Source organism: Streptomyces sp. NPDC051569 (assembly GCF_044454085.1).
Taxonomy (GTDB): Bacteria; Actinomycetota; Actinomycetes; order Streptomycetales; family Streptomycetaceae; genus Streptomyces.
Window position 1 is genome coordinate 263,653 of record NZ_JBITDJ010000006.1, and the last position, 25,362, is coordinate 289,014.

Genomic DNA, 25,362 nt, shown 5'->3' on the forward strand with positions numbered 1-25,362 from the left:
CTAGGGATATGCGTAGTCGACGCCGGGTGACCGTTTGCGAGCGCACGGCCATGGAAAGCCGTGGACGGCCATAATCGCTCACCAAAGGATTACTATGCGTAAGTATTTGTTCGCTTCGGTGGCTCTGGGCGCGACCCTGGCCCTCGCCCCCCTGACGCTCGCCACCGCCGCGTCCGCGGTTCCGGCCACGGTGACGATTGACGAGTGTTACGCGGGCGGGGGTTACCCGGGCGGCGTGTACAACAGCGCGGGCCAGGCCCTCTGCAAGAGCGGCACGTACGACGGCGTGCCCTTCGACCACGACCCGATGCAGGCATGGTGCGAGGACGGCTATCACGTGGTCGTCCCGTACCCGAGCCCGCCGCAGTGCGTCCCCAACGTCCCCACCGCCACGCGCGCGTAACCACGGCGGCGCCCCACCGGCGGGACTCTTCGCGGGTCCCGCCGGTGGCACCACCGGCTGGGGCGGGGTCACCGCACCCACGCGGGCGGAATCACCGCACCCATCGCGGGTGGGGTCACCGCACCCATGCGGCGTCGCGCCGTTCGAGGAACGCCGCGATGCCCTCGCGCGCCTCCGACGTGATGAAGAGCGAGGCGGAGCGCTGGACCAGCTCCTCGGCGTACCGGTCGAAGGCGTCCAGCACGCCGGTCGTGAGCAGCTTCTTGGATTCCGCGAGTCCCTGCGGTGAGGCCCGGCGCAGCCCGTCCAGTACGGGGACGAGCGCGGCGTCCACGTCATCGGCGGCCTCGGTGATCAGTCCGGCGGCGGCCGCCCGGTCCGCGTCGAACAGCTCGGCGGTGAGGCAGTAGCGGGCCGCCGCGCGCGGTTCGACCCGGGGCAGGAGCGGCAGCGAGATCACGGCCGGGGCGACTCCGATCCGTACCTCCGTGAACGCGAAGTCCGACGTGCGGTCGGCGATCGCGATGTCGCAGGCGCCCAGCAGCCCCAGCCCGCCGGCCCGGACATGGCCGCTGACGCGGGCGACGACGGGCTTGGGCAGCTCGACGATCCGCCGCATCAGACCGACGAAGGTGTACGGGTTCGCCGGCTCCTTGAGGTCGGCGCCCGCGCTGAAGGTCGTGCCGGTGTGGGTGAGCACCACGGCCCGTACGGCGGGGTCCCTGGCGCAGTCGTCGAGAGCTTCGCCGAGCGAGCGGACGAGCCGTGCCGAGAGGGCGTTGCGGTTGCCCGGTGAGTCCAGGGTCAGCGTGCTGACGCCCCGCTCGTGCGAGGTCGCGACCAGCCTCGCGTGTGGTGTCCCGTGTTCGGTCGCGCGTTCCGTCACGTGGTCTCCTTCTCGCTCTCGCGGTCCCGCAGTTGACGTCTGAGGATCTTCCCGGAGGCCGCACGGGGCACGCCTCCGACGAACTCGACCCGGCGGATCTTCTTGTACGGGGCGACGTGTTCGGCGACGAAGGCCATGACGTCGCCCTCGGTCAGTGTCCGCGCGCCGGGCCGGCGGACAATGTACGCCTTCGGCACCTCGTCGCCGTCGGCGTCCTGGACGCCGATCACCGCCGCGTCCGCGACGGACTCGTGGCTGAGGAGGAGGGCTTCCAGTTCGGCCGGGGCGATCTGGAAGCCCCGGTACTTGATGAGTTCCTTGACGCGGTCGACGACGAAGAGCCAGCCGTCTGCGTCGACCCGGCCGACATCGCCGGTGCGCACCCAGCCGTCCGCGTCGATCATGTCGGCGGTGGCGTCGGGGCGGCCGAGGTACCCCTTCATGACCTGCGGGCCGCGCAGCAGGATCTCCCCCTCGGCGCCGGGCGCCACGTCCCGGCCGGGGTCGTCGAGCGCGACGAGGCGCATCTCGGTGCCGGGCAGGAGCTTGCCGACGGTGCCGGGCGGCGGGGCGGCGGCGGACAGCGGGACGGCGTGCGTGCCGGGCGACAGCTCCGTCATGCCGTACGCCTGGAGGACCGGCGGGAGGTTCAGCCGGGCCGAACAGGCTCTGGCGAGACGGGCGTCGAGTGGGGCGGCGGCGCTGAGTACGTAGTCGAGCGAGGACAGGTCGTACCGCTCGACGGACGGATGTCCGGCCAGCGCCAGGACGATCGGCGGTGCGACGTACAGGCCGTTGACGCGGTACTTCTCGATCGCCCCGAGGAACTGGTCGAGGTCGAAGCGCGGCAGCACGACGACGGTCGCGCCGCTGCGCAGGGGCGCGTGCATCAGGGCGGTCAGCCCGTAGATGTGGAAGAACGGCAGGACGGCCAGGATCCGGTCGCCGGGGCCCATCGGTACGACCGGTTCGAGCTGCGCCAGATTGGTGGCGATCGAGCGGTGCGTGAGCATGACGCCCTTGGGGGCACCGGTGGTGCCGGAGGAGTACGGCAGCGCCGCGACGTCCTCGCCGGGGCTGATCTCGACGTCCGGCTCCGGGGCCGTCGAGTGCGACATGTCCAGGATCGAGCGGTGTCCCTCGGCACGGTCGCAGACGAATATCTCCTTGATGCCGCCCACGAGTTCGGCGGACCGGCGGGCCACGTCGAGCAGGGCGGAGACGGTGACGATCCAGCGGGCGGAGGCGTCGCGCAGCTGGGTGGCGAGCTCCTCGGAGGTGGCGAGGGGGTGGCTGGTGGTGACGGACGCCCCGGCGCGGGTCGCGGCGAAGAAGACGGCCGGGTACGCGACGGTGTTCGGGCTGTGCAGGGCGAGGACGTCTCCCTTGCGCACGCCCGCGTCGGTGAGGGCGGCGGCGATGCGGCGGTGGAAGACGTCGAGCTCGGCGTAGGTGACGCTCGTCCCCCGCGTACCGTCGATGAGGGCGACGGAGTCGCCGAACTCGGCGGCGCGGCCGAGAACGGCCTCGTGGATGGGCAGGTCGACGGCCGGGACATCCGCGTAATCGCTGCGGAACACCATGACGATCCCTTCGAAGCGCTTCGTGGCGGTTCGTGCGGACAGCCAGAATCGCGCGTTTCCGTACGACTTGGGGAGACCCAGGGACGGAGGGAATACGTCGTTCGGGATCGGCTCGCGGCCGACAAGCGCGATCCGCGCCGCGCGGGCGGCGGTGGCGGGCGGGCGGCCGGGACGGGCGGCGGTGGCGGGCGGCGGTGGCGGGCGGTGACGGGCCGTACCCACGGCGGCGGGTCGCCGCGCGGGCCGGCCGCGCCCGCTCACTCCGTCCCGGCGCGCCTGTCCCCGGCGCCCCTGTCCCCGGCGACCCCGTCCCCGGCCGCCCGTGCACGCGTGCGACGCCTGTCCACCTGGGTCCGTACCGCGCCCATGCTCGCCACGATGACCAGGGCGATCGCCAGCGCGTCGGTGGCGGAGAGTTCCTGGTGCAGCACCAGGAATCCGGCGGCGGCCGCGATGGCCGGCTCCAGGCTCATGAGGATGGCGAAGGTCGGGGCGGGCAGCCGCCGCAGGGCGAGCAGTTCGAGGGTGTACGGCAGGACGGACGACAGCACCGCCACCGCCAGGCCCAGCCCGATCGTGGAGGGCACCACCAGCTTCGATCCGGACTCCACGATGCCGAAGGGCAGGGCGATCACCGCGCCGACCGCCATCGCCAGCGCCAGTCCGTCCGCCTGCGGGAAGCGCCGCCCGGTCCGCGCGCTGAAGATGATGTACGCCGCCCACATGACGCCCGCCCCGAGCGCGAACGCCGCGCCCACCGGGTCCAGCTCGTCGAAGCCGCCGCCGCCGAGGAGCAGGACGCCACCGAGGGCGAGTCCGGCCCACAGGAGGTTGACCAGCCGCCGGGAGACGATCACGGAGAGGGCGAGCGGGCCCAGGAATTCCAGGGTGACGGCCGCGCCCAGCGGAATGCGGTCGACCGCCTGGTAGAAGAGGCCGTTCATGGTGGCCAGGGAGGCGCCGAAGGCGAGCACCGTCCCCCAGTCGGCGCGCGAGTGCCCGCGCAGGCGGGGCCGGCAGACCACGAGCAGGACGAGCGCGGCGAGCGTGAGGCGCAGCGAGACCACGCCGAGGGCTCCGGTGCGCGGCATCAGCATGACGGCGATGGCGGCCCCGAACTGCACGGAGACCACGCCGGAGACGACGAGTGCGACCGGGCCGAGGGCGCGTCGCGGGGCCTTGCCGCCGGGTGCGCCACCGGAGCGGGCCGCGCCGGTGTGCGTGCCGGCATCCGTACCCACGGTGGCCTCCGACGGTGAGACGACGGCAGCGGGGGCAACGGTACGCGGCTCTTCCACCGGAGACCTCCTTCGGTCTAATGCAATGAACGTGAGGTACAAGATACTGCGCTGGCAGGTCCCGGCCTCCCGCCCACGCTACGACTCCGGCCCCGCCTCGGGCCCCTCCGGCCCCTCCCCCGGCCTCTCCAGCGGCCCCTCCCCCGGCCTCTCGGCCGGTCCCTCAGGCAGTCCTTCCGCGAGTCCTTCCGCCAGCACCTCCGCGAGGTGCCGCGCCCGGTATCCCCCCAGCTCTGCCAGCTGCGTGCGGCAGGAGAAGCCGTCCGCCAGGATCTCCGTTCCGTCGGCCGCCGCCCGGACCGACGGCAGCAGCTGGTCCTCCGCGCAGGCCACCGATACCTCGTAGTGGCCCTGTTCGAAGCCGAAGTTGCCCGCCAGGCCGCAGCAGCCGCCGCTCAGCTCGCCCGTCAGGCCCGCCCGGGCGCGCAGCCGGCGGTCCGCCCCGTCGTCGAGGACCGCGTGCTGGTGGCAGTGGGTCTGGCCGGCGACCGGGCGGTCCAGGCGGGGCGGCCGCCACTCCGGGGCGATCTCCTCCAGGGCCTGCGCGAAGGTGCGTACGGCACCGGCCAGCCGGGCCGCGCGCGGGTCGCCGGCGAGCAGTTCGGGCAGGTCGGTGGTGAGCGCGGCGGCGCAGCTCGGTTCGAGGACGACGACCGGCAGGCCCAGGTCGAGGAGGGGCTCCATCCGGTCCAGCGTGCGGCGCATGACGGTACGCGCCCGGTCGAGCTGCCCGGTGGAGACGTACGTCAGCCCGCAGCACACCGGCCCGCCCTGCGGCAGCACGATGCCGATCCCGGCCGCCTCCATGACCTCCACCGCCGCCCGTCCCACCGACGGCGAGAGGTGTTCCGTGAAGGTGTCCGGCCACAGGACCGCCGTACGGGTCTCCGAGAAGATCCCGGCCCTGTCCCCGACACGGCGGCGCAGCCACCGCCCGAAGGACTCCGGTGCCAGTCGCGGAAGAGCGCGCTCCGGGGCGATGCCGCCCAGCCGCTTGGCGATCGCCGCGAGGAACGGCACCCGCGCCGCCGCGTTGAGCGTCCGCGCGAAGGGCGCGGCGGCCCGCAGCCACACCGGCAGCCGGCCCATCGAATAGTGCGCGGCCGGGCGCCTGCGGCCCGCGTAGTGGTGGTGCAGGAATTCCGCCTTGTACGTGGCCATGTCGACGCCCACCGGGCAGTCACTGCGACAGCCCTTGCAGGACAGGCAGAGGTCCAGCGCGTCCCGCACCTCCGTGGAGCGCCAGCCGTCCGTGATGATCTCGCCCGCGAGCATTTCGTGCAGGAGGCGGGCCCGCCCGCGTGTGGAGTGCTGTTCCTCACCCGTCGCGCGGAAGGACGGACACATCACCTCCTCCCCCGAACCGGGCCCGGCCACCCGGCACTTCGCCACGCCCACACAGCGCCGTACGGCCGCCGGGAAGTCCCCTCCCGCCGGTCCGTCCTGGGGATAGGCGAAGGCGACCTCGACGGGTTCGCGCGGCAGTACGGAGAAGCGCAGATTCTCGTCGAGCCGCGCCGGGCGGGCCAGGACGCCCGGGTTCAGGCCGCCGGCCGGGTCCCAGAGGTCCTTGAACTCGCCGAAGAGCGCGACGAGTTCATCTCCGTACATCTTCGGCAGCAGCTCCGCACGCGCCAGCCCGTCGCCGTGTTCCCCGGAGAGCGAGCCGCCGTGCGCGACGACGAGTTCGGCCGTCTCCTGCGAGAAGCGCCGGAAGCGCCGTACGCCGTCGTCGCTCAGCAGGTCGAAGTCGATCCGTACATGGATGCAGCCGTCCCCGAAGTGCCCGTACGGCGTGCCCCGCAGGTCGTGCTCGGTCAGCAGGGCGCGGAAGTCGCGCAGATACGCCCCGAGCCGCGCGGGCGGCACGGCGCAGTCCTCCCAGCCGGGCCACGCCTCGCTGCCGTCGGGCATCCGGGTCGCGGTCCCGGAGGCGTCCTCCCGCACCCGCCACAGCGCCCGCCGCTCGGCCGGATCGTCGACGAGCATGCCGTCGAGGGCGTCGGCGGCGTGGACGATCCGCTCGGCGTGGGCGCGCGCCTCGGACGCGGTGGCGCCGCCGGTCTCCACGAAGAGCCAGGCGCCGCCGCGCGGCAGGTGGTGGCGCTCGCGTACGAGGTCCTCGGCCATGCCCTCGACGGTCAGCGGCCCGTACGGCAGCAGCCCCGCCGCGGCCTCGGCGGCGGCGCTCTCGTCGGGGTAGCCGAGGACCGCGAGGGCGCGGGCGGCGGGCGCCTCGACCAGTCGTACGGACGCTTCCGTGACGATCCCGAGCGTGCCCTCGCTGCCGCAGAAGGCGCGCGCCAGGTCGGGGCCGGCCTCGGGGAGCAGCGCGTCCAGGGCGTATCCGGAGATCCGGCGCGGCAGGCCGGCCGGGAAGCCGGTGCGCAGCGTCGCGAGGTTGCGGTCGACGAATTCACGCAGCCCCGCCGGGGCGCCGTCCCAGCCCCGGCCGAGGCGCAGGGCGTCGCCGCCGTAGGTGGTGACGGACAGCGCGCGGATGTTGTCGGCCGTCGTCCCCCAGGCCACCGAGTGCGATCCGCAGGCGTTGTTGCCGATCATGCCGCCGAGCGTGCACCGGCTGTGGGTGGAGGGATCGGGCCCGAAGGTCAGGCCGTACGGCCGTGCGGCCTCGCGCAGGTCGTCCAGGACGACTCCGGGCTGGACCACCGCCGTGCGCGCGTCCGCGTCGATGTCGACGATCGAGCGCAGATGGCGTGTGAGATCGAGCACTACCCCGACGCCGGTGGCCTGCCCGGCGATCGACGTCCCGGCGCCGCGCGGCACCACCGGCACCCCGTGCTCCCGGCACACCGCCAGGGCCGCCGCAACGTCCGCCGCGTCGCGTGGCGCGACGACGCCGACGGGCACCCGCCGGTAGTTGGACGCGTCCATGGTGGTCAACGCCCGCGCGGCGGCACCGAAGTCCACCTCGCCCTGGACGGCGTTCCGCAGCGCCCGCGCGAGTGCCTTCGTATCGCGCGTTTTCCGTGCGTCCCGTGTGTCCGGTGTTCCTTGTGCTTCCCGAGTTCCGAGCTCAGCCATGAGACCCAGGATGCCTCCGCGGCCACCACCGCCCCGGCTTTTCGCCACCCGCCGCGCTCAGCGCACACAAGAAATTCAAACAGGAAACTCCCAAACAGATCGTCAGTTCTCCTATAGTGGCCACCGTTTGATCAGGATTAAACAGATCCAGCCGTCACCTTCCCCCACAGCCCCAGCACCCCCGAGCGCCAACCAGCAGCCCCCACCCCCACCCCCTCACCGAGGTAGCCGAATTTGCGCCCCGCACTCCGGTCGACCGCACCGGCCCTGCTGATATCGGCTGCCGTCTGCGGCCTCCTGTGCGTGTGGGCGGTATCCGCCGCACCCGACGCGATACGGACCGCGCTGGCCTGGGGCGGGGGCGCGGCCGCCGTGCTCCTGACCGCCGCCGTCACCGCCGCCGCGCACGGCCGGGCGACCGGCCGGCAGCTCCGTGAACACAACGCCGTGCTCGCGGCGCGCGCCGAGCAGCTCACGGCCAAGGCCCAGCGCGCCGAGGCGGACGTCCGGCGCACCGTCGCCGAGGCCCGGCGCGCGGCCGAACAGGCCGGCCGCAGCGAATCCGACCGCGCCGCCGCCGTCTCCGCCTGCGCCAACGCCGCCGGACGCATGCAGGCCCTCGCGACGAGCATGCTGGCCGACCTGCGCGAGATGGAGCACCGGCACACGGACGAGGCCGTCCTCGGTGATCTGCTGCACCTCGACCACCGCACCGCGCAGGCGGGCCGCCTCGCCGACTCCATCGCCGTACTGACCGGCGCGCGTTCGGGACGCCGCTGGGCCAAGCCCATCGTGATGGAGTCCATCCTGCGCGGCGCGATGGGCCGGATCAGCGGGTACCAGCGCATCCGGCTGCACTCCACGAGCGAGGTGGCGATCGCCGGACACGCGGCCGAGGGGGTCATGCACGCCCTCGCCGAGCTGCTCGACAACGCCGCCAACTTCTCGCCGCCGACCGCCGAGGTCCATGTGTACGTGGAGGAGGTCCCGTCCGGGATCGTCATCACCGTCGAGGACAGCGGGCTGGTGATGAGCGACGTACAACTGCGCCGTGCGGAACGGGCCGTCACGGCCGATCAGTCGGACCTCAGCGGCCTGTCCGGCACCCGGCTCGGTCTCGCGGTGGTCGGGCGGCTGGCGCGCAAGCACGGGCTGACGATCTCCTTCCGGCCGTCGGCGCGGGGCGGCACGGGTGCGCTGATGCTGCTGCCGCACGAGCTGATCACGCGGCTGCGTCCGGAGTCGCTGGGGCCGCCGTCCGTACGGACCGTACGGACCCGGAAGAAGCAGCCGGCGCCCGCGCCCCTCTCCCCGTCCGAGGCAGCCGCCCCGGAACAGGCCCTTCTGGCGGCACCGGTCGCCCGGACGGCGGTCGCCCCCGTGCCCACCAGCGGCCCCGTACCCACCAGCGGCCCGGCCCTCGGCGCGGAACCGGCCACCGCACCGGCCGACGCGCCGGGCACCGCACCGGGCACCGCACCGGCCGACGCGCCGGGCACCGCACCGGCCGGCGGCACGATCGCCGCCACGACCGCCGACGCGGCCGGCCTGGGCGACAGCGGCCTCCCCAAGCGCCGCCGTGGCCGCACCCTCGCCGCCGCCCTGCTCCGTACCGGCGAGGGCCGGTCACGCGGTACCACCGACGATTCGGCCACCGAAGCCACGGCCGGAGCCGCGCCCAGGACCGACCCCGCCAAACAGGCGGCCCGGTTCAGCAGCTTCCGCAAGGCCGTACGAACCACCCCGCCGCACCCGGCGAACACCACGCGCCCGGCGACCCCCACGCACCCGGAAGGCAATCCCCGATGACCGGCACCACCACCGACGAGAAGCTCAACTGGCTGCTGGAGAAGCTTCTCCAGCGCACGCCCGGCGCCCGCCACGCGCTCGTCCTGTCCCGGGACGGCCTCAAGCTGTGCCGTACCCCCGAGCTCTCCGTCGACCAGGCCGACCAGCTCGCCGCCATCGCGGCCGGTATCCAGAGCCTGTCCCACGGCGCGTCCGTCGAGTTCGGCAACGGCGAGGGCGGCGTACGGTCCGCGATGACCGAGTTCTACGGCGGCCTCCTGCTGATCGTGGAGGCCGGTGACGGTGCCCATCTCGCCGTGGTCGCCGCCGAGGACGCCGAGGTGGGCCTGATCGGCCACAACATGAGCGAACTCGTCGAGCAGCTCGGCGAACACCTCAGCTCGCCCCCGCGAAGCACCCCGGAGGACTCGGCGGACTCGGCGGACCCGCGGGTCACGCAGGGACAAGGCGGCGTTCAGGCATGAGCCGGCCCGGCCGGGATGACTCCCCCGACCGGCTGTACACCCTCACCGGAGGGCGCAGCCGGTCCGATTCGGGCATGTTCGACCTGGTCACGCTGGTGGTCGCGGAGTGCGACCCGAGTCCAGGCATGCAGTCGGAGCACGTGGCGATCCTGCGCATGTGCCAGGGGCCGACGGCGGTCGTGGAGATCGCCGCCCGGCTCGGCCTGCCCGGCAGCATCGTGCGGATCATGCTCGCCGACCTGCTCGACACCGGCCGGATCAGCGCCCGCCATCCCCGTACGGCCCGTGCGGCGGACCGACTTCCCGATCCCGACATCCTGGAGCAGGTGCTCGTTGGACTCCGTAACCTCTGACCGGCCGACCGACCGGTCGGCCCTCGCCGGCACCGCCGACAACGGTCTGAAGATCGTCATCGTCGGCGGCTTCGGTGTCGGCAAGACCACCATGGTCCGTTCCGTCAGTGAGATCCGTCCCCTCAACACCGAGGAGACGATGACCAGCGCGGGCGAGGGCATCGACGAACTCGCCGATCTCGACGGGATCCGTACGAAGACCTCGACCACCGTCGCCTTCGACTTCGGCCGGATCTCGCTCGACGCGCGCTCGGTGCTGTATCTGTTCGGCGCCCCGGGGCAGGAACGTTTCTGGTTCCTGTGGGACCGGCTCTTCTCGGGGACGCTGGGCGCGGTCGTGCTCGTCGACACCCGGCGGCTGGCCGACTCCTGGTACGCCATCGACCGTCTGGAACACCACGGCACGCCCTTCATCGTGGCCTGCAACGACTTCGGCGGCCCGGTCCACACCGAGGAGCAGATCCGCGAGGCGCTCGACCTGGCGCCGGACGTGCCGATGGTGGAGTGCGACGCGCGGGACCGCTCGTCCAGCAAGTACGTACTGATCACGCTGGTCGAACACCTGCACGCCATGGCTACGAAGAGCGCGGCGGACGCGACGAGCGACACACCCCCGGAGGCCGCACCGTGACGACGCCCACCGAACAGCACACCGATCGGCACGGCGGACAGCCCGGCGGACAGCACACCGGACAGCAGCCCGGACCGCCGGCCGGCTGCCCCGCCCACGCGGGCTCCCCGGGCGCCGAAGGCCCCGCGCCCGTCCCGCTCAGCGGCCCCCTCTTCCAGGCCGAACCCACCAAGCTCTACCGGGAGATGCGGCGCGACCACGGCGCCGTCGCCCCCGTCGTCCTGCCCGGCGGCGTCCCGGCGTGGCTGATCCTCGGCTACCGCGAACTGCACCAGGTCACCAGCGACCCGGCGCTCTTCAGCCGCGACTCCGACCTCTGGAACCAGTGGGACGACATCCCCGCCGACTGGCCGATGCTGCCGATGATCGGCCGCAAGCAGCCGTCGATCCTCTACACCGTCGGCGAGCGTCACCGCGAGCGCGCCACCGTGATCAGCGACGCGCTGGAGGCGGTCGACCCCTTCGCGCTCAAGCGGACCGCCGAGCGGTACGCCGACGAGCTGATCGACGGCTTCTGCACCGACGGCGGTACGGACATCATCGCGCGGTACGCGACGCAGCTCCCGGTCCGCGTCCTCGCGAAGATCTACGGCTTCACCGACGACCAGGGCCCCGGCCTGGCGACCGACCTCAAGGACATGATCGACGGCCGTGAGCGCGCCCTGGCGGCCCAGCGCCACCTCACCGGGTCGGTGAAGGCGCTGCTGGCCGAGCGACGCGCCGAGCCCGCCGAGGACGTCGCCTCCCGGATGGTGGGCAACACGAGCGGCTTCACCGAGCAGGAGATCGCCGAGGACCTGCGGGTGATGCTGACGGCCGGCCACCAGCCGACCGCCGACTGGATCGGCAACACGATGCGGCTGATGCTGACCGACGACCGGTTCGCCGCGTCGCTGTCCGGCGGCCGGCACAGTGTCGCCGAGGCCATGAACGAGGTCCTCTGGGAAGACACCCCCACCCAGAACGTCGCCGGCCGCTGGGCCGCCCGCGACACCCGCCTCGGCAACCGCCAGATCCGGGCCGGTGACCTGCTCCTGCTCGGCCTCGCCGCCGCCAACTACGACCCACAGGTCCGCACCGACGGCTCCTCGCTCACCGGCGGCAACAACGCCTTCTTCTCCTTCGGGCACGGCGAGCACCGCTGCCCGTTCCCGGCGCAGGAGATCGCCGAGGTCATCGCCCGTACGGCCATCGAGGTGCTGCTCGACCGGCTCCCCGACATCGACCTCGCCGTCCCGGCCGAGAGCCTCACCCGGCGACCGTCCCCCTGGCTGCGCGGCCTGTCGGAACTGCCGGTGGTCTTCACCCCCACCCCCGCTGTTGGACCTTCGTCCGGAGGATCGAGATGACGACGACCTGCCCGTACACACACCAGGCCGGGGACGCGGCGGGGGCCGCCGTGCCCGGGGGCGGCAGGATCGTCCTCGACCCGTTCGTCTCCGACCTGGACGGCGAGAGCGCCGCCCTGCGCGCCGCGGGACCGCTCGCCCGGGTGGAGCTGCCGGGCGGGGTGCGCTGTTACGCGGTCACGCACCACGCCGAGGCCCGCCGGCTGCTGGTCGACGGCCGGCTGGTGAAGGACATCACGGTCTGGGACGCGTGGCGGCGCGGCGAGATACCGGGCGACTGGCCGCTGATCGGGCTGGCGAACCCGGGGCCCTCGATGCTGACCGCCGACGGCGCGGAGCACCGGCGGCTGCGCGCCCTGGTCGCGCAGGCGCTGACACCGCGCCGGGTGGAGCGGCTGCGGGACCGCGTCGAGGAGCTGACGACCGGCCTGCTCGACCGGCTCGACCGGCGTGATCCGTCCGAACCGGTGGACCTCAAGGTGGAGTTCGCGTATCCGCTGCCCATGAGCGTGGTCCGGGAGCTGATGGGCGTGGACCCGGCCGACCTGCCCCGGCTGAAGGAGCTGTACGACAAGTTCTTCTCCACGCAGACGCCACGGGCCGAGGTCCCCGGGGTGATCGCGGAGCTCGCGGGGCTCTTCACCAGGACCCTGGAGTCCAAGCGGGCGCAGCCGGCCGACGACCTGACCAGCGCCCTGATCGCGGCGTCGGAGGACGGTGACCGCCTCACCGACCGGGAGATCGTCAGCACGCTGCGGCTGATGATGACGGCCGGTCACGAGACGACGATCAGCCTGATCGTCAACGCCGTGGTGGCCCTGAGTACCCATCCCGGGCAGCGCGCGCTCGTACTGGCGGGCGAGGTGCCGTGGGAGAACGTGATCGAGGAGACGCTGCGCTGGTCGACCCCGACCTCCCACGTGATGTTCCGGTTCGCCACGGAGGACATCGAGGTGGGGGACCGTGTCCTCCCCAAGGGTGAAGCTCTGATCATGTCCTTCGGCGCGATCGGCCGGGACGAACGGCAGCACGGCCCGACGGCCGGCGACTTCGACGTCACCCGCCCGCCGACCCGTCACCTCTCCTTCGGCCACGGCCCGCACGTCTGCCCGGGCGCGGCGCTGTCCCGCCTGGAGGCGGGGGTGGCGCTGCCCGCCCTGTACGCGCGCTTCCCGGACCTGGACCTGGCGGTCCCGGCGACGGAGCTGCGCAACAAGCCGATGGTGACGCAGAACGACCTGTACGAACTGCCGGTGCGCCTGGGCGGCTGACCGGCGTGCGGACGCTGCCCGGCGTACGGACCAGCCTGTACGGCTCCGAGGGTCATCGCCCCCGTCCCGCCCCGCCGGCCCCCGCACCGGACCGCGCACCCGGCCCCGCGCACCCAACCCCCGCACCGGCCCCGCCGGCCCCGCGCACCGCCAGGGGCCGGCGGGGGCCGGCGGGGGCCGGCGGGGGCCGGCGGGGGCCTGCTGCCCCTCCCGGCACTACCACGGACGGCGGCGGGTGTCTCACCCGACGGACACGGTTGACTACGGTGCGGCGGGAAGGACTACGCTCCGGCCCGTGGCCGATATCGAGATTCCCGCTGACATCAAGCCCGCCGACGGCCGTTTCGGCGCCGGGCCCTCCAAGGTGCGGACGGAGGCGGTGGACGCGCTGGCGGCCACCGGCACATCCCTCCTCGGCACGTCGCACCGCCAGGCGCCGGTCAAGAACCTGGTCGGCGCGGTGCGCGACGGAGTACGAAGCCTCTTCGACCTTCCCGAGGGCTACGAGGTGATCCTGGGCAACGGCGGCTCCACCGCCTTCTGGGACATCGCGACCCACGGGCTGATCGAGAACAGGTCGCAGCACCTGTCGTTCGGTGAGTTCTCGTCCAAGTTCGCGAAGGCGGCGAAGCTCGCCCCGTGGCTGGCCGAGCCGACCGTCATCGCCTCCGACCCCGGCTCCCACCCGGATCCCGAGGCCGAGGAGGGCGTCGACGTCTACGCCCTCACGCACAACGAGACCTCGACGGGCGTCGCGGCCCCGGTGAAGCGGATCGCGGGCGCCGACGAGGGCTCGCTCGTACTCGTCGACGCGACCTCGGGCGCGGGCGGCCTGCCGGTCGACATCGCCGAGACGGACGTCTACTACTTCGCCCCGCAGAAGTCCTTCGCCGCAGACGGCGGCCTGTGGATCGGCGTCTTCTCGCCGGCCGCGCTGGAGCGTGCCGCGCGCGTCCACGGGTCGGGCCGCCACGTCCCCGAATTCTTCTCGCTCCCGACGGCGATCGACAACTCGCTGAAGAACCAGACGTACAACACCCCGGCGCTGGCCACGCTCTTCCTGCTGAACGAGCAGCTGAACTGGCTCAACTCCCAGGGCGGCCTGGACTGGTCGGTCAGCCGCACGGCCGCCTCGTCGCGCACGCTGTACGGGTGGGCCGAGGCGTCCAAGTACGCGACCCCGTTCGTGGTGGACCCGGCGAAGCGCTCGCAGGTCATCGGCACGATCGACTTCGCGGACGAGATCGACGCCACGGCCGTGGCCAAGGCGCTGCGCGCCAACGGCATCGTCGACACCGAGCCCTACCGCAAGCTGGGCCGCAACCAGCTGCGCGTGGCGATGTTCCCGGCCGTCGACCCGGCGGACGTCGCGGCCCTCACGGCGTGCGTGGACTACGTGATCGAGCACCTCTGAGCACACGGCTCCCCCGCGCGGTCACCCCGTGACCGTCACGCCCTCGGGCCCCGGCGCACACCGCGCCGGGGCCCGTCGCACTGAGCCCCCGCCCTGCCCCCACACGTACTCCCGGCCCCCGCCCCACGCGCACCGCCGCACCCGCACCCGCACCCGCACCCGCACCGCCCTACGCGCCGCGGCCTCCGCGCCGCAGCCGCGTGAAGCCGAAGACCACCGCGGCTCCCGCGATCAGGACGAGCGCGCCGAGCGTGAGGTGCCCCCGCTGGTCACCGCCGCCGGAGGCACCGGCACCGCCACCGGACGGGGACGCCGAACTCCCGCTTCCCGCAGGCGCGTCGGCGGCGGGCTTCCTGTCCAACTCGACCCGGACCACCCCGCTGCCCCGGCCCTCCGAGCCGAACATCAGCGCGCTGCCGTCCGCCGTGTACGTCACCGACTCGGCCTGCCCCTGGAACGGCGCGTGCACCGCGTGGTCCGCGCCCAGCCGGCCGTTCTTCCACACATAGCCGCGCGCGCTGAAATACGAGCGGAGCACCAGCTCCTTGCCGTCGGGCGAGAACGCCCCGTCCGTCACCCACGGCACCTCACCGATCCGCCGGAAGACGTTCGTCCCGGACGAGGTCAGCCGCGCCGGCCCCTCGTACAGCCCACCGCCGTCCTCGTTCTTCGAGGCGATGTAGACCCGGCCGGTCACGGGGTCGACCATCAGCGCCTCGGCGTTGCGCGGGCCGTCCGCGTACTTCACGGTGAACTGCGTCGCCCGGACCGTCGCGTCCTTGAGCTGCTCGGGCTCGGGGAAGCGGTAGATCCACACGTGGTCCCAGGTGCCGTTGAGGTTGTCGCCGATGTCGCCGACGTAGATGTCCCCGTCGGGTCCTATGGAGATGGCCTCGACATCCCGGGGCTCGCCTATGCCCCGCAGAGTGATCGTCGCGACCGTCTCGCCGGTCCTGGAGTCCACCGCGTAGACGTACGGGCCGTCGTCGCTGTCGTTGTGCGTCCAGTACACGCCGGGATGGACGCGGCTGGCGGCCAGGCCGCTGGACTCGGTGATCCGTGGGTCCTCGATCGTGAAGCTCCGGTCAGGAGTCCCGTCGTCGGCCGCCGCGACGGCCACGCCCACGGGCGAGAACGCCATCGCGGAGATCGCGGATACGGTCAGCAGTGCGGCGGCGACGGCACCGGAAGGACGCGAGCCAGGATGACGCGGAAACGAACGCATGCGCACAGCCTCCCACCCCACGCGCCCACGCCGCCCGGCGTCACCCCGCACGCCCGGCGGGCAATGTCGTGATCAAGAGAAGCGACCTGTCCGCCCTCACGGCCGAAGTCGGCGTCGGCCGCTGCCGGTCGTCAATCTCGGCGAGGGCGACGGCAGACCGGCATGATCGGGCGGATGACACCCCCTCGGACCACGGACCAGGACCCGCTCCACCCGCCCATCGAGCCGTACGAGCACGGCATGCTCGACGTCGGGGACGGCAATCTCGTGTACTGGGAGGTCTGCGGTAACCCGCGGGGCAAGCCCGCGCTCGTCGTCCACGGCGGCCCCGGTTCCGGCTGCGGGCCCGGCAGCCGGCGGTTCTTCGACCCCGAGCGCTACCGCGTCGTCCTCTTCGACCAGCGCAACTGCGGCCGCAGCACCCCGCACGCCGCCGACCCCGCCACCGATCTGCGCCACAACACCACCGACCACCTGATCGCCGACATGGAACGGCTGCGCGCCCACCTCGGCATCGAGCGCTGGCTGCTGTACGGCGGGTCCTGGGGCTCGACGCTGATCCTCGCGTACGCCGAGCGCCACCCGGAGCGCGTCTCGGAGATCGTCATCGCCGGCGTGACGACCACCCGGCGCTCGGAGATCGACTGGCTGTACGGGGGCGTCGAGCGGATCTTCCCCGAGGCATGGGACCGCTTCCGTGACGGCGTCCCGGAGCAGGAGCGGGGAAGCGGGCGCGGCGCCGGGAGCGCCCGTGATCTCGTCGCGGCCTACGCCCGGCTGATGGAAAGTCCCGATCCCGCCGTACGGGAGCGGGCCACGGCCGACTGGTGCGCCTGGGAGGACGCCGTACTCTCCCAGGAATCGAACGGCTCGCCCTCCCCGTACAGCGGCCGTCCCCCCGCCGCCCGGCAGGCCCTCGTCCGGATCTGCTCGCACTACTTCTCGCACGGCGCCTGGCTGGCGGAAGGCGCGCTGCTGCGTGACGCGGGGCGGCTGGCGGGGATTCCCGCCGTGCTGGTCCACGGCCGGTTCGACCTCGCCGGGCCGCTCGGCACCGCCTGGGAGCTGGCGGGCGTCTGGCCGGACGCCCGGCTGGTCGTCGTCGAGGACGCGGGCCACCAGGGCAGTGCCGCCCAGCGCCGGGAGGTGCGGGCGGCGCTCGACGCGTTCGCCGGCTGACGTGCGCGCGGGGGCCGGCGGTCCGCCGACCGCCGGCCCCCGCGCGCACGCGTCTTCGCTCGGGCGCCTCCCCTCGGGCGCCTCGGCTCACGAGGTGACCAGGCCCCAGCCCACCGGGTCACCCTGCAGATCGCACCAGGTGGTCGATGTGCCGCCGGAGACGGCCCTGTTCCCGTAGTGCGTGTAGATCAGGCCGCCCTTCTTGCAGTCGACCCAGCCCGTGAACGCGCCGCCGCCGCAGGTGAGAGCCACCCCCTTGTGCCCCGCGCTGCCCGTCACCTGCCGGGGCGGGGCACAGGTGATGGCGGCGGCAGCGGCCGTGGAGGGCGAGGCGGCGAGAATGCCGCCCGCCCCGAGCGCCAGGGCGGCGGTGGCGGCGACGAGATGACGTCGAGTGAGCAAGGCGAACCTCCTGATGGGAAGCGGAACGCGGAGACGCGCTCCGTCACACACCGGAACCGTATGAGCACGGAAAGGAGTCGCACGGCTCCGCCCGACAACTTGGCTGGAAACCACAGAGAGCGTCACTTTTGTGTCCAGGAGTGATCTCTTGCGCACAACGGGCATTTTGCGCTATCGGCTGACGGCCACAAGGCGGACCCGGGCTTGCCTTGAGTGCGCTCGAACGCGTTGGCTGTGGAGTCATGAAGTACACGCAGCTCGGACGCACCGGACTCAAGGTCAGCCGACTCGTCCTCGGGACGATGAACTTCGGGCCTCTCACCAACGAGGCCGACAGTCACACGATCATGGATGCCGCGCTCGACGCGGGCATCAACTTTTTCGACACCGCCAACGTCTACGGCTGGGGCGAGAACAAGGGCCGCACGGAGGAGATCCTCGGCACCTGGTTCGCCAAGGGCGGCGACCGCCGGGACAAGGTCGTTCTCGCCACCAAGGTGTACGGGAACATGGCCGCGGACGGCGACGCGTGGCCCAACCACGACAAGCTCTCCGCCCTCAACATCCGCCGCGCCGTCGACGCCAGCCTCAAGCGGCTGCAGACCGACCACATCGATCTCTACCAGTTCCACCACATCGACCGCGCCACCCCGGTCGACGAGATCTGGCAGGCCGTCGAGACCCTGATCCAGCAGGGCAAGATCCTCTACGCCGGCTCGTCCAACTTCGCCGGCTGGAAGATCGCCCAGGCCAACGAGGCCGCCCACCGGCGCGGCTCGCTCGGCCTGGTCAGCGAGCAGTGCCTGTACAACCTGGCCGAGCGCCGGGCCGAGATGGAGATCATCCCGGCCGCGCAGGAGTACGGCCTCGGCGTCATCCCCTGGTCGCCGCTGAACGGCGGTCTGCTGGGCGGCGCGATCCGCAAGGAGCGCGAGGGCGGCGGCTCCCGCACGAGCGACGGCCGCTCGGGCAGCGGGCTCGCCAGCACGACGATCCGGGCGCAGATCCAGTCGTACGAGGACCTGCTCGACAAGCACGGCATCGACCCGGGCGAGGCCGCGCTGGCCTGGCTGCTGACCCGCCCGGGGGTGACGGGCCCGATCGTCGGCCCGCGCACCATGGAGCAGCTGGAGTCCGCGATCCGCGCCGTGGATCTGGAGCTCTCCGAGGAGGTCCTCTCCTCGCTGGACGAGATCTTCCCCGGTCCGGGCCCCTCGCCGGAGGCCTTCGCCTGGTGACCGCCTGAGTGCGGGTGCGCACGGGCGGCCGTGGTCGGGCTACTGACCGACCACGGCCGCCACGGCGATGATCGTGAACATCAGGACAAGCACACCGGCCATGATCCGGTTACGGGTTTTGGGGTCCACACGTCGAGGTTAACCGCCCGGGGAGGCGGGACCGGCGCCCGGGTTGTCCCGGCGGCCCCGCCCGAGCGGGCAGCGGAGAACCGTCTCGTACCGGGGCCGCTCCCCCGGCACCCCGTCCACCGGCAGACGGCTGCGTACGAGCACCAGCTCGGCCACCTCCCACGACATGCCCTCGAAACCGTCCAGCGTCTCGGCGTACGGGCTCAGGTCGGTGTCCTCGGCGCCGCGCGCGAGCGTGAGGTGGGGGTGGTAGCGGTGGTGCTCCTCCATCGACACCCCGGCCCGGCGCGCGGCGGCGCCCGCGCGTTCGGCGAGGAGCCGCAGCTCGTCGATGCCCCCGGCGGCGCCGGCCCACAGCGCCCGGCCGCCGAAGTGCCCGCCGCCGTGGACACGCAGCGGGAACGGCTCGGTACGGTGCGCGGCCCGCTCCAGCCGCTCGGTCAGCTCGGGCAGCAGCCGTTCCTCGACCTCCCCGAGGAACGCGAGCGTGAAGTGCCACCCGGCGGGCCCGGTCCACCGCAGGTCGTCGGCCCCGGGGATGTCCCGCGCCCGCTCGACGGCACGGTCCAGTTCCTCGATGGCTCCGGTGGGCGGGAGTACGGCGGCGAACAGTCTCATGGGCCGAGTCTCCCACCGCGCAGCGGCGCGACCCGGTCACCGTGCGTATCGTTGTACCGCGCGGCTGCCGCATCCCGTGGCAGCGGGGAGGAGCGCCACGATGACCGTCGTAGAGACCGACACGGGACACCCACTGGGAGATCATCCTGGATGTCGTCGAACAGCTTCGCATCAAGTACGCCCGTAAACGGATCAAGTCCGACGTCCGCATCGACTTTCCCGGGCACCTCAACGGCTTCGCCTGTGACGTGACGGCCATGTCGGAGAGCGCCGTCCTGGACGCGAAGGGTCACTGGGATCACCAGGACGTGAAATTCGTCGCCGAGGTGATCTCCGTCGACCGGCATGAACGACTACGGCCCCAAGAAGGCCGCCTACGCCGCCGCCGGTGTCCCCGTCTACCGGATCGCCGATCCGTACACCGGCCGGTGTCACGTCTACACCGAGCCGAAGGACGCGGAGTACACCACCCAGCTGACCGTCACCTTCGGCACGGAGATCGACCTCACGGACACCGCCGTGGGCCTGACTCTGAAGACCGAGGAGTTCCCGCGCGGCTGACCCCCGCGCGGGGCCCCGGCACACGGGAAGGCCCCGGCCGGCGCCCCCCGGTCAGGTCTCCCGTACACCGGTCAGGGTCTCCCGTACAACGGCCGGCCGTCACCCCTACACGGCCGCCGCCAGCTGCTCCTTCGGTACGAACTCCATGTGCGGGCGCCCGCCGCGCAGGTCCAGCCGGAGCCGGACCCCCACCACCCGGGTCAGGATCAGACCGATGGCCCCCGCGGCGAGCAGGGAGACCGCTCCGCCGGCGGCGAAGCCGATGCGGGCGCCGTAGGTGTCGGTGATCCAGCCCAGCAGCGGGCCGCCGACGGGGGTGCCGCCGACGAAGACCATCATGTAGATGCTCATCACCCGGCCGCGCATCTTCGGGTCGGCCGCCATCTGGACGCTGGTGTTCGCGCTGATGTTGGTGGTCAGGCCGATCATGCCGATCGGCACGAGCAGCAGCGCGAAGAGCCAGACGGACGGCGAGAAGGACACCGCGACCTCCAGCAGGCCGAAGCCCATCGCCGTGAGGATCAGCAGACGCAGCCGCGAGGAGCGGCGGCGGGCGGCGAGGAGGGCGCCGGCCAGGGAGCCGGCCGCCAGCAGGATGTTGAAGACGGCGTACAGGCCGGCCCCGCCGTCGTAGACGTGATGCGCGAAGGCGGTGAGCCAGATCGGGAAGTTGAAGCCGAAGGTGCCGATGAAGCCGACGAGGACGATCGGCCAGATCAGCTCGGGGCGGCCCCGCACATACCGCAGTCCTTCTCTGAGCTGCCCCTTCGCACGCGGGACGGAGACGGACTTGTGCAGTTCGCTCTGGCGCATCAGGAGGAGGCCGAGGAGCGGGGCCAGGAAGGACAGGCCGTTCAGCATGAAGGCCCAGCCGCTGCCGACCGTGGTGATCAGCACACCGGCGACGGCGGGGCCGACGAGGCGGGCGGACTGGAAGTTGGCCGAGTTGAGGCTGACCGCGTTGCGCAGCTGGTCGGGGCCGACCATCTCGGAGACGAAGGCCTGGCGCGTCGGGTTGTCGACGACGGTCACCATGCCGAGCAGGAAGGCGATCAGGTAGACGTGCCAGACGTGCACCTGTCCGGAGAGGGTCAGGACGGCGAGGGCGAGGCCGAGCAGGCCCATCGCGGCCTGGGTGAAGAGCAGGAGCTGCCGCTTCGGATAGCGGTCGGCTATGACGCCGCCGTACAGGCCGAAGAGCAGCATCGGCAGGAACTGCAGGGCCGTCGTGATGCCGACCGCCGCAGAGGAACCGGTGAGGCTGAGGACCAGCCAGTCCTGGGTGACCCGGGACATCCACGTACCGGTGTTGGATACGACGGCGCCCGTCGCGAACAACCGGTAGTTGCGTATCTTCAGCGACGAGAACGTACCGCCGCCGGTGCTGCTGTCGTGGGTGGATTTCGGTGCGGGGGCGGAGTCTGCTCCGGATCCCGTACTCAAAGTCGGTTCGCCTCCTGGTAGCGCGCGGATCAGAGGTGGGCGAGCTTCTCCAGTACGGGGGCGGCAGCGCGCAGCTTCGCCCACTCGTCGTCGTCCAGGCCCTCGGCGAGGGACGTCAGCCAGACATTGCGCTTGCGGCGGCTCTCTTCGAGCATCGCCTCGGCCTCTTCGGTCTGGCTGACCACCTTCTGCCGACGGTCGTCGGGATGCGGCTCGAGCCTGACCAGCCCCTTCGCTTCGAGCAGCGCCACGATGCGGGTCATCGACGGCGGCTGGACGTGCTCCTTGCGGGCCAGCTCACCCGGGGTGGCCGAGCCACAGCGGGCGAGGGTGCCCAGCACGGACATCTCGGTGGGGCTCAGCGATTCGTCGACACGTTGGTGCTTCAGGCGCCGGCCCAGCCGCATGACGGCGGAGCGGAGGGAGTTCACGGCGTCGTCGTTCTCGTCACCGTGGGACACATCAGGCATGTTCGTTAGCATAACTCATTACCCATTCTAAATACCACCGGGACGGTTCCGGTGCGTTCCTGTCGCAAAGATCACTCATACGAGTGATCCCACTTCGGAAAGTGACCCACCGGGGCGGGCCTGCCCCGACCCTGTTCGGATGGCATCGACAGTGCTCAGCCTGCGGATAGACGAGGAGCTGCTCGACCGGCTCCGGCAGCGCGCCGCAAGACGCGGAATGAGCGTCCAGGACTATGTCGTCCGGACGCTCGTTCACGATGATTTCGACGAACGCTTCAAGGCGGCCGTCGACAAGACGGAGAAGTTCTACGGCGTGACGTGAGCCGCACCCCGCAAGCCGGACGTTACGTCAGACCCGGCGCCGGGATCGCGGAGGACAGGACGAACACCGCGACACGATGTACACCGCTACCACCGCCACCGCCACCGTCGTCATCGGCACCGTGCGGCCGCGCTCCGCGATCTCGACGTGGCGGCCCCGACCCCCGGCCGCCCCGTCCGACCCCCCGCATAGACTGGGCCCATGACCGGTTCTTGGCTGGGATCGACGGGATCTCCGCAGCGTGAGGCGCCCGAGCCCCTGGAGGGGCCGGTCGTCGGCACCATCGTGGGCGGCACCATCATCTGGTTCGCCCTCTTCCTCGTCCAGCTCCCGTTCTACGGCTGGTTCAGCGACCACGGGCACACGTGGTGGATCTGGACGTGCCTGGCCGGCGCGGGGCTCGGGCTGATCGGCATCTGGTACGTACGGGGACGGGACGCGGCGATCAAGCGCGCCGCAGCGGCGGCGGGCCCGCCGGACGGAACGCGGGACGGCCCCTCCGCCTGAACGGGGGCCCACCGCCATAGACGGGGGCCCCCGCCCACGGGCCGGTAAACCGAAGCCGCCGCCCACGGACCGTGAACCGAAGCCGCCGCCCACGGGCCGGTGAACCGGCAGCCGGCCTTCGGGCCAGTCAGCGGGTGAAGCCGCCACCGCGCCCGTACCGTCTGGACCATGACGCAGCACGGCTCCGAACCGCACGGCCCCGGGCCGCAGGGCCCTGCCATCGACGCGGGCGCCGAGCTCGACCCCGTACACCCCATGAGGCTCCCGCGACCGACCGGCCGCCACACCGGGCTGACCGCCGCCGAGGTGGCGCGGCATGTCGAGCGTGGCGAGGTCAACGACGTACCCGTCCGCAGCAGTCGTTCCGTCCACGAGATCGTCCGGGGCAACGTCTTCACCCGGTTCAACGCGATCATCGGCATCCTCTGGGCGATCACCTTCTTCGTCGCGCCGATCCAGGACACCCTCTTCGGCTTCGTGATCATCGCCAACACCGGGATCGGCATCATCCAGGAGCTGCGGGCCAAGCGGACCCTCGACGGCCTGGCGGTCATCGGCGAGGCCAAGCCGACCGTACGGCGTGACGGCGTCGCCGCCGAGATCTCCACCTCCGAGATCGTCCTCGGGGACCTCATCGAGCTCGGCCCCGGCGACAAGGTCGTGGTCGACGGCGAGATCGCCGAGGCGGAGAGCCTCGAAGTCGACGAGTCCCTGCTCACCGGCGAGGCCGACCCCGTACTGAAACAGCCCGGCGACCCCGTGATGTCCGGGAGCTTCGTGGTCGTCGGCGGCGGCGCGTTCAAGGCCACCAAGGTCGGGCGCGAGGCGTACGCGGTACAGCTCGCCGAGGAGGCGTCCCGCTTCACACTCGTCAGCTCCGAGCTGCGCAACGGCATCAGCACGATCCTCAAATACGTGACGTGGATGATGATCCCGACCGCGCTCGGGCTGATCCTCAGCCAGCTGGTCGTCAAGCAGACGGATTTCAAGGACTCGATCGCCAGGACCATCGGCGGTGTCGTCCCGATGATCCCCGAGGGCCTGGTGCTGCTGACCTCCGTGGCCTTCGCGATCGGCGTCATCAGACTCGGCCGCAAGCAGTGCCTCGTGCAGGAGCTGCCCGCCATCGAGGGGCTGGCGCGGGTGGATGTCGTCTGTCTCGACAAGACGGGCACGCTCACCGAGGGCGGCATGGACGTGAGCGAGCTCCGGCCGCTGGGCGGTGCGGACGAGACGTACGTACGGCAGGTCCTCGGCGCGATCGGGCAGTCGGACCCGCGCCCCAATGCCAGCCTGCGGGCGATCATCGACGCCTATCACGACGACCGGGGGCGGTGGCCGGTGACGGCGGCGCTGCCCTTCTCCTCCGCGCGCAAGTACAGCGGCGCCGCCTTCAGCGAGAACGAGATCGAGGGCGGGGGCGGGGGGCGGGACGGGGATGGGGACCGGACCCAGGGACACGGCACGGACGCGGACGGTGGCACGGGCAGTGGCACGGGCAGTGGCACGGGCACCGCCGCGAACGGAGCCGGCCGGTCCGGCTGGCTCCTCGGCGCCCCCGATGTCCTGCTGCCCGACCACGATCCCGCACTCCGCGAGATCGACCATCTCAACCAGCAGGGGCTACGCGTGCTGCTGCTCGCCCGCGCCGCCGGTGACCTGGACTCCCCCGACGCGGTGGCGGGCGCCGAGGCCACCGCACTCGTCGTCCTGGAGCAGCGGCTGCGGCCCGACGCCGCCGAGACCCTCGCGTACTTCGCCCACCAGGACGTCGCCGCCAAGGTCATCTCCGGTGACAACGCGGTCTCGGTCGGCGCGGTCGCCGGGAAGCTCGGCCTCGCCGGCTCCGAGCACACGATCGACGCCCGGCGCCTGCCCACCGACCGGGCGGAGATGGCCGAGGCGCTGGAGGCCGGCACGGTCTTCGGCCGGGTCACTCCGCAGCAGAAGCGCGAGATGGTCGGCGCGCTGCAGTCACGCGGGCACACGGTCGCGATGACCGGGGACGGCGTGAACGACGTCCTGGCGCTGAAGGACGCGGACATCGGCGTCGCGATGGGCTCGGGCTCGGAGGCGACCCGGGCCGTCGCCCAGATCGTGCTGCTGAACAACAGCTTCTCCACCCTGCCGTCGGTGGTGGCGGAGGGCCGCCGGGTCATCGGCAACATCACGCGCGTGGCGACCCTCTTCCTCACGAAGACGGTCTACTCGGTGCTGCTGGCGATCCTGGTGTCGTGCTTCCGGGTGGAGTACCCGTTCCTGCCCCGGCACCTCACCCTGCTGTCGACGCTGACGATCGGCGTCCCGGCGTTCTTCCTGGCGCTGGCCCCGAACAAGGAGCGCGCGAAACCGCACTTCGTGCTCAGGGTGATGCGCTACTCGATCCCGAGCGGGATCATCGCGGGGCTCGCCACGTTCCTGACGTACATGCTGGCCCGCCAGCACTACAGCGGCCCGGGCTCCCTGGAGGACGAGACCAGCGCGGCGACACTGACGCTGTTCCTCGTCTCCATGTGGGTCCTGGCGATCATCGCCCGCCCCTACAACTGGTGGCGCGTCCTGCTCGTCCTGACGATGGCCTTCGCCTTCCTGGTCGTGCTGGTCGTGCCGTGGCTGCAGACGTTCTTCGCGCTGCGGCTGGTCGGCACGACCATGCCCTGGGCGGCGGTGGCGATCGCCGGGGTGGGCGGGGTGCTGCTGGAGATGACGTGGCGGTGGGTGGACAGGAGGTACGGGATGTAGTGCCGCGACCGGCCGGCTGC

At 72.2% G+C, this 25,362-nt stretch carries 22 protein-coding genes and 1 pseudogene; 14 read left to right on the forward strand and 9 right to left on the reverse strand.

The window, feature by feature from the left end:
• Positions 1 to 94 precede the first annotated feature (94 nt).
• Positions 95 to 403 carry a hypothetical protein gene (locus ACIBAE_RS13315; protein WP_399284610.1) on the forward strand — a complete coding sequence of 103 codons (309 nt, stop codon included), beginning with the start codon at positions 95 to 97 and terminating at the stop codon, positions 401 to 403.
• A 115-nt stretch (positions 404 to 518) separates the two neighbouring features.
• Here ACIBAE_RS13315 and ACIBAE_RS13320 read toward each other — a convergent pair whose 3' ends face one another.
• The 4 genes from ACIBAE_RS13320 to ACIBAE_RS13335 form a co-directional block, all read right to left on the reverse strand.
• Positions 519 to 1,247 carry an enoyl-CoA hydratase family protein gene (locus ACIBAE_RS13320; protein WP_399284689.1) on the reverse strand — a complete coding sequence of 243 codons (729 nt, stop codon included), beginning with the start codon at positions 1,245 to 1,247 and terminating at the stop codon, positions 519 to 521.
• Positions 1,248 to 1,285: 38 nt separating this feature from the next.
• A complete protein-coding gene (locus ACIBAE_RS13325; protein WP_399284691.1) occupies positions 1,286 to 2,872 on the reverse strand; it encodes a 4-coumarate--CoA ligase family protein in 1,587 nt (528 codons plus the stop codon).
• Between the two features lie 257 nt (positions 2,873 to 3,129).
• Positions 3,130 to 4,170, reverse strand: a complete 1,041-nt coding sequence (locus ACIBAE_RS13330) for an EamA family transporter (RefSeq protein WP_399284611.1) — start codon at positions 4,168 to 4,170, stop codon at positions 3,130 to 3,132.
• Between the two features lie 78 nt (positions 4,171 to 4,248).
• Complete coding sequence (locus ACIBAE_RS13335; RefSeq protein ID WP_399284613.1) at positions 4,249 to 7,215, reverse strand: FAD-binding and (Fe-S)-binding domain-containing protein; 2,967 nt, start codon at positions 7,213 to 7,215, stop codon at positions 4,249 to 4,251.
• Positions 7,216 to 7,449: 234 nt separating this feature from the next.
• On the opposite strand from ACIBAE_RS13335, the gene ACIBAE_RS13340 reads away from it, so the two are divergent.
• The 7 genes from ACIBAE_RS13340 (at position 7,450) to serC (ending at position 14,506) form a co-directional block, all read left to right on the forward strand.
• Positions 7,450 to 9,024 (forward strand): ATP-binding protein, encoded by a 1,575-nt coding sequence (locus ACIBAE_RS13340; RefSeq protein ID WP_399284615.1) that lies wholly within the window; start codon positions 7,450 to 7,452, stop codon positions 9,022 to 9,024.
• Positions 9,021 to 9,488 (forward strand): roadblock/LC7 domain-containing protein, encoded by a 468-nt coding sequence (locus tag ACIBAE_RS13345; RefSeq protein WP_399284617.1) that lies wholly within the window; start codon positions 9,021 to 9,023, stop codon positions 9,486 to 9,488. The genes ACIBAE_RS13340 and ACIBAE_RS13345 overlap by 4 nt, the downstream gene beginning before the upstream one ends.
• A complete protein-coding gene (locus ACIBAE_RS13350; protein WP_399284619.1) occupies positions 9,485 to 9,841 on the forward strand; it encodes a DUF742 domain-containing protein in 357 nt (118 codons plus the stop codon). The genes ACIBAE_RS13345 and ACIBAE_RS13350 overlap by 4 nt, the downstream gene beginning before the upstream one ends.
• Positions 9,822 to 10,472: a GTP-binding protein gene (locus tag ACIBAE_RS13355; protein ID WP_399284621.1), complete on the forward strand. Its 651-nt coding sequence runs from the start codon at positions 9,822 to 9,824 to the stop codon at positions 10,470 to 10,472. The genes ACIBAE_RS13350 and ACIBAE_RS13355 overlap by 20 nt, the downstream gene beginning before the upstream one ends.
• Entirely contained in the window at positions 10,469 to 11,821 is a 1,353-nt protein-coding gene (locus tag ACIBAE_RS13360) for a cytochrome P450 (protein ID WP_399284622.1), read from the forward strand. Before ACIBAE_RS13355 ends, ACIBAE_RS13360 begins: the two co-directional genes overlap by 4 nt.
• A complete protein-coding gene (locus ACIBAE_RS13365; RefSeq protein WP_399284624.1) occupies positions 11,818 to 13,092 on the forward strand; it encodes a cytochrome P450 in 1,275 nt (424 codons plus the stop codon). The genes ACIBAE_RS13360 and ACIBAE_RS13365 overlap by 4 nt, the downstream gene beginning before the upstream one ends.
• 295 nt (positions 13,093 to 13,387) lie before the next feature.
• On the forward strand, positions 13,388 to 14,506 hold the full coding sequence (gene serC, locus ACIBAE_RS13370) for a phosphoserine transaminase (protein WP_399284625.1): 1,119 nt from the start codon (positions 13,388 to 13,390) through the stop codon (positions 14,504 to 14,506).
• Between the two features lie 169 nt (positions 14,507 to 14,675).
• On the opposite strand, the gene ACIBAE_RS13375 is transcribed toward serC, so the two are convergent.
• The gene (locus ACIBAE_RS13375; protein WP_399284626.1) at positions 14,676 to 15,731 is read right to left on the reverse strand and encodes a WD40 repeat domain-containing protein; all 1,056 of its coding nucleotides are present in this window, start codon (positions 15,729 to 15,731) and stop codon (positions 14,676 to 14,678) included.
• Between the two features lie 174 nt (positions 15,732 to 15,905).
• Between ACIBAE_RS13375 and pip the strand changes: the two genes are divergently transcribed.
• Positions 15,906 to 16,910 (forward strand): prolyl aminopeptidase, encoded by a 1,005-nt coding sequence (gene pip, locus ACIBAE_RS13380; protein ID WP_399284627.1) that lies wholly within the window; start codon positions 15,906 to 15,908, stop codon positions 16,908 to 16,910.
• Between the two features lie 87 nt (positions 16,911 to 16,997).
• Here pip and ACIBAE_RS13385 read toward each other — a convergent pair whose 3' ends face one another.
• Positions 16,998 to 17,312, reverse strand: coding sequence for a hypothetical protein (locus ACIBAE_RS13385; RefSeq protein WP_399284628.1), 315 nt, complete (start codon positions 17,310 to 17,312; stop codon positions 16,998 to 17,000).
• A gap of 242 nt (positions 17,313 to 17,554) precedes the next feature.
• On the opposite strand from ACIBAE_RS13385, the gene ACIBAE_RS13390 reads away from it, so the two are divergent.
• Entirely contained in the window at positions 17,555 to 18,550 is a 996-nt protein-coding gene (locus tag ACIBAE_RS13390) for an aldo/keto reductase (protein ID WP_399284630.1), read from the forward strand.
• Between the two features lie 138 nt (positions 18,551 to 18,688).
• Here ACIBAE_RS13390 and thpR read toward each other — a convergent pair whose 3' ends face one another.
• Positions 18,689 to 19,297: an RNA 2',3'-cyclic phosphodiesterase gene (thpR, locus tag ACIBAE_RS13395; protein WP_399284631.1), complete on the reverse strand. Its 609-nt coding sequence runs from the start codon at positions 19,295 to 19,297 to the stop codon at positions 18,689 to 18,691.
• 116 nt (positions 19,298 to 19,413) lie between these two features.
• On the opposite strand from thpR, the pseudogene ACIBAE_RS13400 reads away from it, so the two are divergent.
• Positions 19,414 to 19,858, forward strand: a pseudogene (locus tag ACIBAE_RS13400) (Uma2 family endonuclease); the annotation flags it as partial.
• Positions 19,859 to 19,963: 105 nt separating this feature from the next.
• On the opposite strand, the gene ACIBAE_RS13405 reads toward ACIBAE_RS13400, so the two are convergent.
• Together ACIBAE_RS13405 and ACIBAE_RS13410 are read right to left on the reverse strand one after the other, a co-directional pair.
• The gene (locus ACIBAE_RS13405) at positions 19,964 to 21,301 is read right to left on the reverse strand and encodes an MFS transporter (protein WP_399284633.1); all 1,338 of its coding nucleotides are present in this window, start codon (positions 21,299 to 21,301) and stop codon (positions 19,964 to 19,966) included.
• Positions 21,302 to 21,330: 29 nt separating this feature from the next.
• A complete protein-coding gene (locus ACIBAE_RS13410) occupies positions 21,331 to 21,771 on the reverse strand; it encodes a MarR family winged helix-turn-helix transcriptional regulator (RefSeq protein ID WP_399284634.1) in 441 nt (146 codons plus the stop codon).
• A 139-nt stretch (positions 21,772 to 21,910) separates the two neighbouring features.
• On the opposite strand from ACIBAE_RS13410, the gene ACIBAE_RS13415 reads away from it, so the two are divergent.
• From ACIBAE_RS13415 to ACIBAE_RS13425, 3 genes are all read left to right on the forward strand, one after another.
• Positions 21,911 to 22,093 carry a FitA-like ribbon-helix-helix domain-containing protein gene (locus ACIBAE_RS13415; RefSeq protein ID WP_399284635.1) on the forward strand — a complete coding sequence of 61 codons (183 nt, stop codon included), beginning with the start codon at positions 21,911 to 21,913 and terminating at the stop codon, positions 22,091 to 22,093.
• Between the two features lie 201 nt (positions 22,094 to 22,294).
• Positions 22,295 to 22,600, forward strand: a complete 306-nt coding sequence (locus ACIBAE_RS13420; RefSeq protein WP_399284637.1) for a DUF2530 domain-containing protein — start codon at positions 22,295 to 22,297, stop codon at positions 22,598 to 22,600.
• 168 nt (positions 22,601 to 22,768) lie between these two features.
• Entirely contained in the window at positions 22,769 to 25,342 is a 2,574-nt protein-coding gene (locus ACIBAE_RS13425; RefSeq protein ID WP_399284639.1) for a cation-translocating P-type ATPase, read from the forward strand.
• Positions 25,343 to 25,362 lie beyond the last annotated feature (20 nt).

Bases quoted from the DNA above. Each gene is read 5' to 3' on its own strand.
- thpR (WP_399284631.1), bottom strand. From the start codon at position 19,297: ATGAGACTGTTCGCCGCCGTACTCCCGCCCACCGGAGCCATCGAGGAA.
- pip (WP_399284627.1), top strand. From the start codon at position 15,906: ATGACACCCCCTCGGACCACGGACCAGGACCCGCTCCACCCGCCCATC.
- ACIBAE_RS13365 (WP_399284624.1), top strand. From the start codon at position 11,818: ATGACGACGACCTGCCCGTACACACACCAGGCCGGGGACGCGGCGGGG.
- ACIBAE_RS13425 (WP_399284639.1), top strand. From the start codon at position 22,769: ATGACGCAGCACGGCTCCGAACCGCACGGCCCCGGGCCGCAGGGCCCT.
- ACIBAE_RS13350 (WP_399284619.1), top strand. From the start codon at position 9,485: ATGAGCCGGCCCGGCCGGGATGACTCCCCCGACCGGCTGTACACCCTC.
- ACIBAE_RS13345 (WP_399284617.1), top strand. From the start codon at position 9,021: ATGACCGGCACCACCACCGACGAGAAGCTCAACTGGCTGCTGGAGAAG.
- ACIBAE_RS13415 (WP_399284635.1), top strand. From the start codon at position 21,911: ATGGCATCGACAGTGCTCAGCCTGCGGATAGACGAGGAGCTGCTCGAC.
- ACIBAE_RS13375 (WP_399284626.1), bottom strand. From the start codon at position 15,731: ATGCGTTCGTTTCCGCGTCATCCTGGCTCGCGTCCTTCCGGTGCCGTC.
- ACIBAE_RS13335 (WP_399284613.1), bottom strand. From the start codon at position 7,215: ATGGCTGAGCTCGGAACTCGGGAAGCACAAGGAACACCGGACACACGG.
- ACIBAE_RS13315 (WP_399284610.1), top strand. From the start codon at position 95: ATGCGTAAGTATTTGTTCGCTTCGGTGGCTCTGGGCGCGACCCTGGCC.
- ACIBAE_RS13325 (WP_399284691.1), bottom strand. From the start codon at position 2,872: ATGGTGTTCCGCAGCGATTACGCGGATGTCCCGGCCGTCGACCTGCCC.
- ACIBAE_RS13410 (WP_399284634.1), bottom strand. From the start codon at position 21,771: ATGCCTGATGTGTCCCACGGTGACGAGAACGACGACGCCGTGAACTCC.
- ACIBAE_RS13390 (WP_399284630.1), top strand. From the start codon at position 17,555: ATGAAGTACACGCAGCTCGGACGCACCGGACTCAAGGTCAGCCGACTC.
- ACIBAE_RS13420 (WP_399284637.1), top strand. From the start codon at position 22,295: ATGACCGGTTCTTGGCTGGGATCGACGGGATCTCCGCAGCGTGAGGCG.